Raw genomic sequence first — 14,259 nt, forward strand, 5'->3', positions numbered from 1 at the left:
CGTTCGGTGAGCGGGCGGCAACCCAGAGAACAGGGTCCCGTGAACAGGACTGTGACGCAAGTTGCCGGGCCGATTTTCTGCCGACTGCCGCTACCGATCTCGCAGGGCGACGAGGCCGAACAGGTCGGGAACTCCGCCCGGGCCCGCCTCGACGACCCGGACCAGCCGGAATCCGGCCGTGAGCGTCGCGTTGACCAGATCAGCGAGGGGAAGATGCCAGGCACCCACCCGTACCCGCACCCCGCTGGTGTTCCAACTGTCGAAGCTGCGGGACCGGTCGGCGTACCGCGCGTCGACGACGACACGTGGATGCCGTCCCCAGTCGGCGAACGCGCCCACGAAACACGGGTGCACACCGACGTGCACGAAACGCCCGCCGGGGCGCGTCACATAGCCCGACGGGCAGCCGATCGCCAGCTACGACGGGCTCGCCGCCGCCCTCCGTACGGCCACCCGGAGGGCGACCGTGCCGCGGGCGGCGGCTGGTCTCTGCTCAGCGGGTGGCGGCGGCGACGGCGGCGCGCACCTTCGCGGCGTCGCCCGGGGCCGGGTTCTGCCAGTCGGTCGGGCTCGCGGAGTAGAGCGTGCCGTACGCCGGGGTGTCCGGCTGGTAGCGCCATCCCTCGGCCAGCGGGCCGACGTCCACCGAGTCGTAGCCGATCCGGTCCAGGAAGGCGGTCACCTCAGCCTTCGCCGCGGCGTCGTCACCGGCGATGGCGAGGGCGCTCCGGTCGGCGGCGCCGGACGGCCGGGGAAGGGCGGCCAGGCCCTTGAAGTAGATGTTGTTGAAGACCTTGACCACTCGCGACTCCGGCAGGTGACGCTGGAGCAGTTCGCTGCTCGTGGTCTCGCCCGAGTCCAACTCCGGGAAGGCGCCGTCGCGCTCCGGGTAGTAGTTGTTGGTGTCGATGACGACCTTGCCGGCCAGCGGTTCGGCCGGCACCGCGCGGTACGCCTTCAGCGGCACGGTGACCACCACGAGGTCACCGACCTGCGCCGCGTCCTGCACGGTGCCGGCGCTGGCGTGCTCGCCCAGGGTCTCCACCAGGTCGGTGAGGGTCTCCGGGCCCCGCGAGTTACTCAGCACCACGTCGTAGCCGGCGTCGACGGCCAGGCGGGCCAGGGTGCCGCCGATGTTGCCGCTGCCGATCAGTCCCACAGTTGTCATGCTCGTCCCCAACTCCGTCCACCCACGACGAATTCCCGACCAGACTGGTGGGTTACCTTGATCACCCGCCGTCGGGCCGTGTGGACCGTTCGCCGTCCCGGCGGGTGCCCGACTGGCGGCGCGCGCCCGTCCCGCGCAAACGTACTGCTCATCCTGGTCGCCGACCGGCTCTCCGAGGAGCTGCCACCCTCCGGTGGCCGAGCGGCAGACTCGGCGCGGCCTGGCCGTGATCGCGCTCGATCCGAATGTGGTGGCATCTGCACGCCGGGAGGCCCCTACATCCCTGTCAACGTCGTTGCGTCAGGACTCTGCCTGGCGGGTCGACCCGTGCAGCAAGATCGCGCCGATCTTGCAGTTTCGGTCGTCGACATGAGTGTAAATGCCTGTTGTGTCGGGACAGAAAGTGCAAGATCGGCGAGTAGGGGGAGTTCGGGGCGAACAGCCGTTCCGCCAAGGCCCGGGGCGACTCAGGCTGCGGGGAGGGTCTTCTCGATGGCGACCCGCAGGTCGTCGGCGTCGGGCTCGACCGTCGGGGCGAACCGGGCGGCGACCGAGCCGTCGGGAGCCACCAGGAACTTCTCGAAGTTCCAGCGCACGTCACCGGTGTGCCCGTCGGCGTCCGGGGTGTCGACGAGCGCGGCGTAGAGCGGGTGACGGTCCGGGCCGTTGACGTCGACCTTCTCGGTCAGCGGGAAGGTGACCCCGTAGTTCACCTGGCAGAAGTCGCTGATCTCGGCGGCGCTGCCCGGCTCCTGCCCGGCGAACTGGTTGCACGGCACGCCGAGCACCACCAGGCCCCGGTCGGCGTAGGAGTCGGCGAGCGTCTGGAGGCCGGCGTACTGCGGGGTGAGGCCGCAGCGGGAGGCCACGTTGACGACGAGCAACGCCTTGCCGCGGTAGCGGGCAAGGTCGGCAGGGCCGCCGTTGAGGGCGTCGATCGGGGTGTCGAAGACGGTCATGGGCCGAGGCTACGCGCCGGCCGGGCGTCGACCCGGGGTGGGCGCAGCGTATGCACTCCGTGCACCAGGAGAAATCGAAACATGGACATCTTGACGAACAGATGACGGTGTGAGTACCGTCTCACCATCTCTTTTGGAAAGTTTCCTAACAGTTCGGGAGACGCCGCATGAAAAGATCGCTCCGCCGGGCCCTCTGGGCCGGTGCCGTGGTCGCCGTGACCGTCGCAGCGGTCCCGGTGACCACCGCGTTCGGCGCCGGCACTGTCACCACCACCTTCACCAAGGCGCAGGACTGGGGGACCGGTCACGAGGCGAGGGTGACCGTCACCAACGGCTCCAGCGCCACTGTCACCACCTGGCGCATCGAGTTCGACCTGCCGTCGGGCACCGCCATCAGCAGCGCGTGGGACGCCGACGTCACGAGCAGCGGCAACCACTACGTCGCGGTCAAGAAGAGCTGGGCCGGAGGCATCGCCCCCGGCGCCTCGTTCAGCTGGGGTTACAACGGCAGCGGCGCCTACAAGGCCCCGCTGAACTGCACCATCAACGGTGCTGCGTGCGGCGGTGGAACGACGCCGCCGACCACGACGCCGCCGACCACCACCCCACCCACGACGACGCCGCCGACCACCACCCCACCGACGACGACGCCGCCCACCACGACGCCGCCGACCACCACCCCGCCGAACACCGGCGGTAAGAAGGTCGTCGGCTACTTCGCCGAGTGGGGCGTCTACGGGCGCAACTACCACGTCAAGAACATCCAGACCAGCGGCTCGGCCGCCAAGCTGACCCACATCCTGTACGCCTTCGGCAACACCACCGGTGGGCGTTGCGCCATCGGTGACAGCTACGCCGACTACGACAAGGCGTACACCGCGGCGGAGAGCGTGGACGGCGTCGCCGACACCTGGGACCAGCCGCTGCGCGGCAGCTTCAACCAGCTGCGCAAGCTCAAGCAGCTGAACCCGCACCTCAAGGTGATCTGGTCGTTCGGCGGTTGGACCTGGTCCTCCGGCTTCACCCAGGCCGCGCAGAACCCGGCCGCGTTCGCCGAGAGCTGCTACAACCTGGTCGAGGACCCGCGCTGGGCGGACGTGTTCGACGGCATCGACGTCGACTGGGAGTACCCGAACGCCTGCGGCCTGAGCTGTGACACCAGCGGCCCGAACGCGTTCAAGAACGTGATCGGCGCGCTGCGGTCGAGGTTCGGCTCCAACGCCCTGGTCACCGCGGCGATCACCGCGGACGGCACCAACGGCGGCAAGATCGACGCCGCCGACTACGCCGGCGCCATCGGCAACCTCAACTGGCTGATGCCGATGACGTACGACTACTTCGGCGCGTTCGCCGCCCAGGGCCCCACCGCCCCGCACTCGCCGCTCACCTCGTACACCGGAATCCCGCAGCAGGGCTTCTACTCGGACGCGGCGATCCAGAAGCTCAAGAGCAAGGGCGTACCGGCCAACAAGCTGCTGCTCGGCATCGGCTTCTACGGCCGGGGCTGGACCGGGGTCACCCAGGCCGCCCCGGGCGGCAGCGCCACCGGTGCGGCAGCGGGCACCTACGAGGCGGGCAACGAGGACTACAAGGTCCTCAAGAACACCTGCCCGGCCACCGGCACGATCGCCGGCACCGCGTACGCCAAGTGCGGCAACAACTGGTGGAGCTACGACACCCCGTCGACCATCAACGGCAAGATGACGTACGCGAACAACCAGGGCCTCGGTGGCGCGTTCTTCTGGGAACTCTCCGGTGACACGAGCAACGGCGAGCTCATTGGCGCCATCAAGGGCGGTCTCGGCTGAGCCGAAGGCCGACGCACCACCCACACGGCGGGAAGGGGCCCGCACCGTCCCTTCCCGCCCGTGACACAGCGGTCCGGTCGACGCCGAGCGTCGGCCGGACCGCCGCCGTTGGGCTCGCTCAGCCGAATGTGGCAGACTCGCGGCTCGGCACGTCTCGATCTCACCGCCATCGGAGGTGATCATGCGCGCGACCTACCGCAGGCTGGCGGCGACCGCCGCCGGGTTCCTGCTGCTGCCGGTCGCCCTGGTCGGCTGCGGGGACGACGACGAGGACAAGTCCGCGGCGAAGCCGGCCCGGGCTCCCGCCGAGGAGGCCGCCACCCGCTCTCGAGAGCGCGTGCAGGCGTACCTCGACGCGATGGCGGCCAAGGACGTCGCCGCCGGCCGCAGCCAGCTCTGCGCGCTGCTGCACGACGGCTTCGATGTGGGCGCCACCGGCCCCAACGGTGACTTCGCCGACCACTTCCAGGTGCCGGAGGCGGCCATCACCGACGTCCGGTCCGGCCCGCGCGGGCAGGAAGTCCGCGTCTCGGTCTCGGTGGCGGTCGGCAAGCGCACAGTCACCCGGCCGCTCGTCTTCACCGTCACCCGGGACGGCGGCGACTGGTGCATCGCCGGTGAGGCGCCGGGTGCACCGGTCTCGCCGACGCCTACCGGCGTCGCCCCCACCCCCGCGTCCTGACCGACGACCGGCAGATTGATCTCCCATCTGCCGGAAACCGTCCCCCTCGCCGCCCGGCCACCCCGACCGTCGCCGTACGCTTTCTGTCATGCGCCATGAGTGGCATCAGCTGAGCCATCCCGCGGTGGGCAGCCCGGGCCTGCAGACCAGCCGACCGACAGTCGACTCCGCCGAGGACGCCGCGCTCGGCCTGGACCGATGGCGGGAGCTGCCCCGCGAGCAGGTCCCGCCGTGGTCCGACCCGGCTGCCGTGGCAGCGGTCTGCAAGGTCCTCGACACCGTGCCGTCGGTCGTCGCGCCCTACGAGGTGGACCAGCTCCGGCAGAAGCTCGCCCTGGTCTGCGAGGGCAAGGCGTTCCTCCTGCAGGGCGGTGACTGCGCCGAGACGTTCGTGGACAACACCGAGAGCCACCTGCTGGCCAATGCCCGCACCCTGCTCCAGATGGCGATAGTGCTCACCTACGGCGCGTCGCTGCCGGTGGTCAAGGTCGCCCGGGTCGCCGGGCAGTACACCAAGCCCCGCTCACTGCCGACCGACGCCCGCGGCCTGCCCGCGTACCGCGGGGACATGATCAACTCACTGGAGGCCGACCCGGCCGCCCGGATCGCCGACCCGCAGCGCATGATCCGCGCGTACGCCAACTCGGCGGCGGCGATGAACATGCTCCGGGCGTACCTCGCCGGCGGGCTGGCCGACCTGCACGCCGTGCACGACTGGAACAAGGGCTTCGTGAAGAACTCCCCGGCGGGGGAGCGGTACGAGGCGATCGCCCGGGAGATCGACCGGGCGCTGGCCTTCATCAGGGCCTGCGGCATGACCGACGACGAGGCGCTTCGCACCGTCACGCTCTACTGCTCCCACGAGGCCCTCGCCCTGGAGTACGACAGGGCGCTCACCCGGGTCTCCGACCGCCGGGCGTACGGGCTGTCCGGGCACTTTCTCTGGATCGGCGAGCGCACCCGGCAGATCAACGGCGCCCACATCGACTTCATCTCCCGGATCGCCAACCCGATCGGGGTCAAGCTCGGCCCGACCACGTCCCCGGACGAGGCGATCGAGTTGTGCGAGAAGCTCAACCCGGACAACATCCCCGGCCGGCTCACCCTGATCAGCCGGATGGGCAACCACCGGGTACGCGACGCGCTGCCGCCCATCGTCGCCAAGGTCACCGCCGCCGGTGCGAAGGTGGTCTGGCAGTGCGACCCGATGCACGGCAACACGCACGAGTCGTCCAACGGTTACAAGACCCGGCACTTCGACCGCATCGTCGACGAGGTGCTCGGCTACTTCGAGGTGCACCGAGGGCTGGACACCCACCCCGGTGGCCTGCACGTCGAGTTGACCGGTGAGGACGTCACCGAGTGCCTCGGCGGTGCCCAGGGGATCGAGGATCTCGACCTGCCCGACCGATACGAAACCGCCTGTGACCCGCGCCTCAACACCCAGCAGTCGTTGGAGTTGGCGTTCCTCGTAGCCGAGATGCTCCGTGGCTGAGTGTGCGTGCCCCGCAGTCGGCAGCCGGAGGGATGACAGTGACTGACCTGTTCGTGGACCTGCGGTCCGACACGGTGACCCGGCCCACCCCCGGGATGCGGGAGGCGATGGCCGCCGCCGAGGTCGGTGACGACGTGTACGGGGAGGACCCCAGCGTCAACGCGCTGGAGGCCGAGGTCGCCGCGTTGTTCGGGCACGACGCGGCGTTGTTCGCCCCGAGCGGGTCGATGGCGAACCAGATCGCCCTGCAACTGTTGGTGTCGCCCGGTGACGAGTTGCTCTGCGACGCCGACGCGCACGTGGTCACGTACGAGATCGGCGCTGCGGCCGCGTACGGCGGGATCTCCTCGCGGACCTGGCCTGCGGTGGGCGCGGACATCGACCCGGAGGTGGTGGCCGGGATGATCCGGCCGGACGGTTACTTCGCCGTCCCCACCCGGGCGATAGCAGTGGAGCAGACCCACAACCGCGGTGGTGGCGGGGTGATTCCGCTGGCCACCCTGCGGGACCTGCGCGGGGTCGCCGACGAGGCGGGCATCGCGCTGCACTGTGACGGTGCCCGGATCTGGCACGCGCACGTCGCCGACCGGGTGCCGCTGATCGAGTACGGCCAGCTCTTCGACACGCTGTCGGTGTGCCTCTCCAAGGGGCTCGGCGCGCCGGTCGGTTCGCTCGTGGTGGGCAGCGCGGAGAAGATCGAACGGGCCCGGCTGATCCGCAAGCGGATGGGCGGTGGCATGCGCCAGGCCGGTGTCCTCGCCGCCGCGGGTCGGTACGCGTTGGCGCACCACATCGACCGGCTGGCCGACGACCACGCGAAGGCGGCCCGGCTCGCCGAGGCGGTCGCGCCGTTCGGGGTGTTGGCGACCACGGTCCGAAGCAACCTGGTCGCGTTGGACCTCACCAAGCACACCCTGGACGCGCGGGCTCTGGCCGCTGCGGCGCGGGCCGAGGGCGTGCTGATCTCGGTGCTCGGCCCCCGTACCGCCCGCCTGGTGACCCACCTGGGCGTCAGCGACGCGGACGTCGACCGCGCCCTGGCCGTCCTGCCCCGAATCCTGTCCGCCTGACCCCGGCCCCTACCCTCCGGCCCTCCGGCCCCCCATCCTTCGCGGTTGATCAAGGGGTTTGCGTCATTCAGGCAGCGAAACCTGACGCAAACCTCTTGATCAACAAGGGTTGGGGGGGGTTACGGGCGGAGACGGGCGAGGGTTTGGATGTCGGCAGTGTGGCCCAGGTGCTTTTCGCTCGGGGTCTCCACCACTGTCGGCACACCGGCGGTCGCCGGGTGGGCCATCAGTTCGGCGAAGGCGGGCTCACCGATGCTGCCCTTGCCGATGTTCTCGTGCCGATCCCGGGTGGAACCGCACAGATCCTTCGAGTCGTTGGCGTGGACCAGCCGCAGCCGGTCCGCGCCCACCGTGGCCACCAGGGTGTCCAGGGTCGCCGTCATGCCGCCCTCGACCGCCAGGTCGTGCCCTGCCGCCCAGGCGTGGCAGGTGTCGAAGCAGACCCCGAGCATGGGGTGCCGGTCCACCGCGTCCAGGTAGGGCCCGAGCTGCTCCACCCGGGAGGCCAGTGACCGGCCTCCGCCCGCGCTCGGTTCGACCAGCAACATCGGCCCGCCGGCGTCGGCAGCCCAGTCGAGCAGCGGCAGCAACACCTCGCGGACCTGCCGCATCGCCGCCTCGGCGTACCCCTCGTCCACCGAACTGCCCGCGTGGAACACCACCCCCCGCGCGCCGATCGCCACGCCCCGACGCAGCGCGTGCGCCAGCGTCTGGGCCGACCTGTCGACAGTCGCCGGGGTGGGCGAGCCCAGGTTGACAAGCAGCGAGGCGTGGATGAACGCGGGAATGCCCCGCTCGGCGCAACCGTCGCGGAACAGGGCGTCCTGCCCGGGGTCGCCGTCGGGCAGTGCCCAGCCGCGTGAGTTGGAGACGTAGACCTGCACGACCCGCGCACCTGTCGCGTCGAGGTACGGCAGGGCAGCCTTCGCCAGCCCACCCGCGGTCGGGGTGTGCGTGCCCACCGGCCGGGTGGAGATCGTCGGCATCAGAAGCACGTCAGGGTGACCGGGGTGCCGGGTGCCACCGGTGAGTTCTCGCCCGGGAGTTGGAGCCGGACCACCGCGTTCGGGTTGACCGCCATGGTCACCGGGAAGCCCTGGCCCTCCAACGCCTGCTTGGCCTGCTGGCACGGCAGGTCGATCACCCGTGGCATGGCGACGAGCGGTGGCCCCTTGCTGATGTCCAGCTTGACCTGGGTGCCCTTCTCCACGCCGGCGCCGTCCGCCGGGCTCTGGCCGAGGATCTCGTCCTTCGGCTTGTCGGAGTCCTTGAAGTTCTCCACGATCACCAGGTTGAGCTGGGCCAGGGCCGTGCGGGCGTCGGTGAGGCTCTTACCGACCAGGTTCGGCACCGTCACCGGTGCCCTGCCCCGGCTCAGAATGAGGGTGATTTTCGCGCCCGGTTTGACCTCGGCGCCCACCTTGGGGGAGCTGTCCACCACGACCCCGGCCGGCAGGCTGTCGTCGTAGCGGGCGGTGCCCTTGGCCACCACCAGCTTGGCGTTGACCAGGTCCGCCTCGGCCAGCTCGAACTCCTTGCCGATTACGTCCGGTACGGGGAAACGCTCCGGGCCGAGGGAGAGGGTCAGTGTGACAGTGCCGCCCTTGACGATCTTGGCGGCGGACGTGGGGCTCTGTTCCAGCACGCTGTCCTTCGGGGCCTTCTCGTCGAAGCGCGGCTCGGCGTACGTGAGGACGAGCCCGGCCCGGTCGGCCTGCGCCTGCGCCTGCGCCTTGTTCAGACTCACCAGCTGTGGGGCGTCCGTGTAACGGCCGACGCCGAACCACCAACCCCCGATTGCCGCCACCAGGCCCAGCGTCACCACCACGGCCGCGACGGCCATTCGGCCACGGGGGTGGCTCAGCACCGTGCTGCGCAGCGCGGCGAACCGCGCGGCCAGGCCCTCCGCCGGCTCCGGGGCGGCCCGACGCCGGCCCGGCCCCTGACTGCTGGCCCCCTCCGGCAGCCGTGCCCACGACGGGCGGTTGGGGGGCTGGACGGTAGCGACCATCATCGTCGGCTGGGAGAGCGACGGCTCGTCGCTGACCGGGCGGAGCACGGCGGTGTGGCTGTTGGCGTCACCCAGACGATCCCGGGCGACCTGCACCTCGGCCAGCAGCGCGCCGGCGTCCGCGGGGCGCGCGCCGGGATCGCGCCGGGTGGCCCGCTGCACCAGGTCGTCGAGGACCGACGGCAGGCCCGGCACCAGCGTCGACGGCGCCGGTACGTCCCGGTCGACGTGCTGCCAGGCGACGTCCACCGGGCGGTCCCCGTCGTACGGCACGCGGCCGGTCAGCATCTCGAACAGCACGATGCCGGCCGAGTAGACGTCGGTGCGCGGGTCGGCGCGGCCCTCGGTGACCAGCTCCGGGGCGACGTACGCCACCGTCGCCATCAGCTGGTTGCCCTGCTCCTCGTCGGCGCTCGCCTCGACCGCCCGGGCCAGCCCGAAGTCGGCCACCTTCACGACGCTGTCGACGAGGTTGGCGACGCCACCGGTGGGCGCTTCCGCGACCAGCACGTTCTCCGGTTTGACGTCGCGGTGCACCAGACCGGCCCGGTGCGCGGCGGCGATGGCGGCGAGCATCTGCTCGGCGATGGCGAGTGCCTCGTCCGGGTTGAGTCGGCGTCGCTCGGCCAGCACGTCGCGCAGCGTGCGGCCCCGGACGTACTCCATCACCAGGTACGGCAGGCCGGCGTGTGTGCCCTGGTCGTAGACCGCCACCACGTTCGGGTGGGTCAACCGGGCGATGGTCTTCGCCTCGTCGGTGAACCGGGCCACGAAGTTGGCGATCCGGGCTCGTGCCTCGCTCGCCTGGGTCGGGTGAATGATCTTGACAGCGACGGTCCGCTCGAGGCGTTCGTCGGTGGCGGTGTACACGGTCGCCATGCCACCACGGGCCACGCGACCGCGAATGCGGTAGCGCCCGTCGATAAGCGAGCCCAGCAACGTGTCGGCGACCTGAGTGTCCATCGGCAGGCAGTCTATGTGTCCAGGGGGTGAAGGATGAACAGGATGCTACAGCGGTACGCCGAACCGGTCCGTCCCGCCGCGCTCGCCGCCGCTCGTCCACTGGTCAGCGGCGATCGACACGGTGGGCGTCGACGGGTCGCCCGGGGTGCCGGTGGCTCGTCGCGGCGGCGGCGTGGCAGGGTGGTCGGGTGACCGAACCCGTACCCGACCAGGCCGCGCCCGGCCTGGAGCTCGCCGGACCCACCGACCCGGCCGGCTGGTTGACCCTGCCCGACGTCGCCGAACGCCTCGACGTGTCGATCAGCAAGGTGCACCAGATGATCCGTGACCGTGAGCTGTTGGCGGTCCGCCGCGACGGCATCCGCCGGATCCCGGTGGACCTGGTTGCCAACCAGACGGTGCTCAAGCACCTGCCCGGTGTGCTCAACCTGCTCGCCGACAACGGCTACGACGACGAGGCTGCCCTGCGTTGGCTCTACGAGCCGGACGACACCCTCCCCGGCGCCACCCCGGCCGCCGCCCTCTCCGGCGACCAGGCCCGCGAGGTAAAACGCCGAGCCCAAGCCCAAGGCTTCTAACCCTCTAACCCTTCTAACCCCCCCACCCCCCGCCGTGATCATGAGGTTGGCGACGCGACACGCCGAGGCGGAGGTCGTCAACCTCATGATCAACCTTGGAAGGGCGGGCGGGGCGGGGGGTCGGGTCGTTAGTCGGCTCGGCGGGTTGCGGCGATGGCCAGGTCTACCAGGGCTTGGCGGGCCTCGGTGTCGAGGTCGACGGTGGTCAGGGCGGCCAGGGCGGTGTCGGTGAGTGTGACGATCCGCTGCTCGGTACGGGCCAACGCCCCGCTGCCCGAGATCACCTCGCGGAGCCGGGTCACCCCGTGCTCGTCCAGCTCCGGGTCGCCGAGCCGGCCGAGCAGCAGCTCGCGGCCCGCGTCGTCGGTGGTTTCCATGGCCGCCGCCACCAGGTAGGTGCGCTTGCCCTCGCGCAGATCGTCCCCGGCCGGCTTGCCGGTCAGCGCCGGGTCACCGAAGACCCCCAGCACGTCGTCGCGGAGCTGGAACGCCTCGCCCAACGGCAGCCCGTACGCCGAGTAGGTCGTCCGCACGTCCTCCGGCGCGTCGGCCAGCGCGGCGCCGAGCAGCATCGGACGCTCGACGGTGTACTTCGCGGACTTGTACCGGGCGACCTTGCTGGCCCGTTCCAGCGAAGTGTCCCCGGTGACCTGCGTCAACACGTCGAGGTACTGCCCGACGGTGACCTCGGTGCGCATCTCGTCGAAGACCGGACGGGCCCGGGCCAACGACCACAGGTCCAGGCCGGCGGAGTGCAGCAGCTCGTCGGACCAGACCAGGCAGAGGTCGCCGAGCAGGATGGCGGCGGCGTCACCGAAACCGTCCGGGTCGCCGGCCCAACCGGCCTCCCGGTGCCGGGTGGCGAAGCGTCGGTGCACCGCTGGCTCGCCACGACGGGTGTCGGAACGGTCCATCAGGTCGTCGTGGATCAGGGCGCTGGCCTGGACGAACTCCAGTGCGGCAAGAGCGGTGAGCACCTGGTCGCCGTCCACCCCGCCGGCCCCCCGGAACCCCCAGTACGCGAATGCCGGACGCAGCCGCTTGCCGCCACCGAGCACGAACGCCTCGATCGCCTCGGCCACCGGACCGAGCGCGTCGTCCACGGCGGCGAGCCGGGCCCGCTGGCCGGACAGGAACTCGGTGAGTGCCTTGTCGACCCGCTCCCGCAGGCCGGCGCGGTCGACGGGGGACACGGGAGCAGCGTGGGTCACGCCCCGACGCTAGCGGGTCGTCTTGATTCGTGCTCCACCGCCACGCGTAGTCCCGCCGGTGCGGCCGGGACCCGTGCGCCCGGTCGGTCGCTCGCCGGCCACCGCGCCCCGGCCCGGCCCGGTGGCCCGCGTCGAGCCGGCCCGACGGGTGGCCGCGGCGGCCTCGGCGAGCGCCACCAGCGGCACGTCCAGGACGACGGCGAGCCAGCCGAGCCAGAACCCGCCCGGCACGCGGCACTGTCGCTCCCACCGGGAGATCTCGTGCCGACTCAGTGTCGGCACCCCGGCGGCGGCGCACAGCTCGGCGGCGGCTCGCTGCTGGCTCCAGCCGCGGGCCAGCCGGCACCGGGCCAGCAGCGGCCCGAGGTGCGCGGGGCGCGGCGATGCGGGCGGGATCATGGGTCCTCCTGGCGGGCGTCGGCGCGGTGACGACCCACCCGCCCGACCGGGCGGGACCGGCGTCACCGCTCGGTTGCAGACCCCCGCACAGGACCAGGGCCACCCCCGCCGCCCCTCCCGCACCGCCTCTTTCTACCCCGGAGGTACGACGCCTTCGCGCCCGGTCGACCCCGCCGATCGCGTCGATTGGACCGGGCGGGATCGGCCGCTGGGTGGGAAGGGCCTGGGTCCTGGTGCGATTGACCGCTAGAGTCGGGTCGTGGCGCTTGGTCTTCCCTCGACACTCCCCAATCCGCAGCCGGCGATCGGGGAGCTCATCCGTGAGCGCCAGCCGACCTTCTCGTTCGAGTTCTTCCCGCCCAAGACCGAGGCGGGGGAGCAGCTGCTCTGGCAGGCCATCCGCGAGCTGGAGTCCCTGCGCCCGTCGTTCGTGTCGATCACGTACGGCGCCGGCGGCTCGACGCGGGACACCACAGTGGCGGTGACCGAGCGGATCGCCACCGAGACCACCCTGCTGCCGATGGCCCACCTGACCGCTGTCAACCACTCCGTCGCCGAGCTGCGGCACGTGGTCGGTCGGCTCGCCGGGGTGGGCGTGCGCAACGTGCTTGCCGTTCGTGGTGACCCCCCGGGCAATCCGGGTGGTGAGTGGGTCCGCCACCCCGAGGGCGTCGACTACGCCGAGGACCTGGTCCGGCTGGTGCGTGACGCGGGCGACTTCAGCGTCGGTGTGGCCGCCTTCCCGTACAAGCACCCCCGCTCGCCCGACGTGGCGAGCGACACCGCCCAGTTCGTCCGCAAGTGTCGGGCCGGCGCGGAGTTCGCTGTCACGCAGATGTTCTTCGACGCCGACGAATACCTGCGGCTCCGTGACCGGGTGGCCGCTGCCGGCTGTGACACCCCGATCCTGGCGGGCGTGATGCCGGTGACCCAGTTCAGCACCATCGAGCGGTCCGTGCAGCTGTCCGGTGCGCCCTTCCCACCGGCGTTGGCGGCCCGCTTCGAACGCGTCGCCGACGACCCGGACGCCGTCCGCCGGCTCGGCATCGAGCAGGCCAGCGAGATGTGCCGCCGACTGCTGGACGAGGGCGTGCCCGGAATCCACTTCATCACCCTCAACCGGTCCACCGCGACCCGTGAGGTCTGGCAGAACCTGAAGGTCGGCGCTCGCGTGTGAACGTTGCACCTGCGACACCTGTTGCCCGGCACGACGGTTGAGCCGTGGTGGGCACACAGCTGAACTGGGATCAGTACGCGACGGCGTGGGCGCGGTTGCACGGCGGGTTCGACCCTCGGGTCGCAGCGCCTGTGGTGCGCGCCTGGCTGCGATTCGCGTACCACGTCGGATACGTGCTGGGCCGGCTGCGGGTCAGCCCCACAGCGGTGACAGTGGCCGGGGTGCTGCTCTGCTTCTGCGTACCGCTGCTCGTGGGCCGGCCGGGGGACGGCCCGTTCCTCGGCGCACTGTTCGTGCTGCTCGCCGCCGTGGCGGACAGCGTGGACGGTGCGGTGGCGGTCGCCACCGGCCGCACCACCCGGCTCGGCTACGTCTACGACTCGGTCGCCGACCGGCTCGGTGAGGTGGCGTGGCTGCTGGCGTTCTGGCTGGTGGGCGCGCCGGGTGGGCTGGTCGTCGCGGGCGGCGCGCTGTCCTGGTTGCACGAGTACGTCAGGGCGCGGGCGGTCGCCGCGGGCATGCGGGAGATCGGCGCGGTGACAGTGGGGGAACGCCCCACCCGGGTGTCGGTGGCGCTGGCCGGCCTGCTTGTCGCCGGGCTGGCCGGGTTGATCGAGCCGGACCTGGCCGCCGGCACCATCACCATGGCGACAGCGGTCTGGGTGCTGCTGGCCGGGTTCGGCCTGGGGCAACTGCTCGCCAGCATCCGCCGCGCCCTGGTCGACGCCGACTGAGACA

General features: G+C 71.4%; 15 protein-coding genes. 8 read left to right on the forward strand and 7 right to left on the reverse strand.

The genetic code is table 11. The features are described 5' to 3' along the window. Window positions 1–90 precede the first annotated feature (90 nt). The 3 genes from ABZ406_RS21525 to ABZ406_RS21535 all read right to left on the reverse strand — a co-directional run bounded on the left by ABZ406_RS21525 (window position 91) and on the right by ABZ406_RS21535 (window position 2,127). Complete coding sequence (locus tag ABZ406_RS21525) at window positions 91–390, reverse strand: hypothetical protein (RefSeq protein ID WP_357764306.1); 300 nt, start codon at window positions 388–390, stop codon at window positions 91–93. A 103-nt stretch (window positions 391–493) separates the two neighbouring features. Beyond that, entirely contained in the window at window positions 494–1,168 is a 675-nt protein-coding gene (locus tag ABZ406_RS21530) for an NADPH-dependent F420 reductase (RefSeq protein WP_357764309.1), read from the reverse strand. Between the two features lie 467 nt (window positions 1,169–1,635). Beyond that, a complete protein-coding gene (locus tag ABZ406_RS21535; protein WP_357764312.1) occupies window positions 1,636–2,127 on the reverse strand; it encodes a glutathione peroxidase in 492 nt (163 codons plus the stop codon). A 167-nt stretch (window positions 2,128–2,294) separates the two neighbouring features. Between ABZ406_RS21535 and ABZ406_RS21540 the strand changes: the two genes are divergently transcribed. The 4 genes from ABZ406_RS21540 to ABZ406_RS21555 all read left to right on the forward strand — a co-directional run bounded on the left by ABZ406_RS21540 (window position 2,295) and on the right by ABZ406_RS21555 (window position 7,182). Next, window positions 2,295–3,935: a glycosyl hydrolase family 18 protein gene (locus tag ABZ406_RS21540; RefSeq protein WP_357764315.1), complete on the forward strand. Its 1,641-nt coding sequence runs from the start codon at window positions 2,295–2,297 to the stop codon at window positions 3,933–3,935. Between the two features lie 181 nt (window positions 3,936–4,116). Further along, window positions 4,117–4,617 carry a nuclear transport factor 2 family protein gene (locus ABZ406_RS21545; RefSeq protein WP_357764318.1) on the forward strand — a complete coding sequence of 167 codons (501 nt, stop codon included), beginning with the start codon at window positions 4,117–4,119 and terminating at the stop codon, window positions 4,615–4,617. Window positions 4,618–4,705: 88 nt separating this feature from the next. Then, window positions 4,706–6,112, forward strand: a complete 1,407-nt coding sequence (locus tag ABZ406_RS21550) for a class II 3-deoxy-7-phosphoheptulonate synthase (RefSeq protein WP_357764321.1) — start codon at window positions 4,706–4,708, stop codon at window positions 6,110–6,112. A gap of 38 nt (window positions 6,113–6,150) precedes the next feature. Beyond that, complete coding sequence (locus tag ABZ406_RS21555) at window positions 6,151–7,182, forward strand: GntG family PLP-dependent aldolase (protein ID WP_357764324.1); 1,032 nt, start codon at window positions 6,151–6,153, stop codon at window positions 7,180–7,182. A 119-nt stretch (window positions 7,183–7,301) separates the two neighbouring features. Here the strand turns inward: ABZ406_RS21555 and ABZ406_RS21560 are convergent, their stop codons facing one another. Together ABZ406_RS21560 and pknB are read right to left on the reverse strand one after the other, a co-directional pair. Beyond that, window positions 7,302–8,168 (reverse strand): deoxyribonuclease IV, encoded by an 867-nt coding sequence (locus tag ABZ406_RS21560; RefSeq protein WP_357764327.1) that lies wholly within the window; start codon window positions 8,166–8,168, stop codon window positions 7,302–7,304. After that, a complete protein-coding gene (gene pknB, locus ABZ406_RS21565; protein ID WP_357764329.1) occupies window positions 8,168–10,156 on the reverse strand; it encodes a Stk1 family PASTA domain-containing Ser/Thr kinase in 1,989 nt (662 codons plus the stop codon). The genes ABZ406_RS21560 and pknB overlap by 1 nt, the downstream gene beginning before the upstream one ends. A gap of 33 nt (window positions 10,157–10,189) precedes the next feature. Here pknB and ABZ406_RS21570 point away from each other — a divergent pair, with 33 nt between their 5' ends. Further along, the gene (locus ABZ406_RS21570) at window positions 10,190–10,348 is read left to right on the forward strand and encodes a hypothetical protein (protein WP_357764332.1); all 159 of its coding nucleotides are present in this window, start codon (window positions 10,190–10,192) and stop codon (window positions 10,346–10,348) included. Next, the gene (locus ABZ406_RS21575) at window positions 10,345–10,734 is read left to right on the forward strand and encodes an Rv2175c family DNA-binding protein (protein WP_357764333.1); all 390 of its coding nucleotides are present in this window, start codon (window positions 10,345–10,347) and stop codon (window positions 10,732–10,734) included. The genes ABZ406_RS21570 and ABZ406_RS21575 overlap by 4 nt, the downstream gene beginning before the upstream one ends. Window positions 10,735–10,862: 128 nt before the next feature. On the opposite strand, the gene ABZ406_RS21580 is transcribed toward ABZ406_RS21575, so the two are convergent. Then, a complete protein-coding gene (locus tag ABZ406_RS21580) occupies window positions 10,863–11,945 on the reverse strand; it encodes a polyprenyl synthetase family protein (protein WP_357764336.1) in 1,083 nt (360 codons plus the stop codon). A 9-nt stretch (window positions 11,946–11,954) separates the two neighbouring features. Then, entirely contained in the window at window positions 11,955–12,344 is a 390-nt protein-coding gene (locus ABZ406_RS21585) for a helix-turn-helix domain-containing protein (protein WP_357764339.1), read from the reverse strand. 259 nt (window positions 12,345–12,603) lie between these two features. Here ABZ406_RS21585 and metF point away from each other — a divergent pair, with 259 nt between their 5' ends. Together metF and ABZ406_RS21595 are read left to right on the forward strand one after the other, a co-directional pair. Next, window positions 12,604–13,521: a methylenetetrahydrofolate reductase [NAD(P)H] gene (gene metF, locus ABZ406_RS21590; protein WP_357764342.1), complete on the forward strand. Its 918-nt coding sequence runs from the start codon at window positions 12,604–12,606 to the stop codon at window positions 13,519–13,521. Between the two features lie 44 nt (window positions 13,522–13,565). Further along, a complete protein-coding gene (locus ABZ406_RS21595) occupies window positions 13,566–14,255 on the forward strand; it encodes a CDP-alcohol phosphatidyltransferase family protein (protein ID WP_357764345.1) in 690 nt (229 codons plus the stop codon). The last annotated feature ends 4 nt before the right edge of the window (window positions 14,256–14,259 follow it).

Source organism: Micromonospora sp. NPDC005710, assembly GCF_040630995.1.
Taxonomy (GTDB): domain Bacteria; phylum Actinomycetota; class Actinomycetes; order Mycobacteriales; family Micromonosporaceae; genus Micromonospora.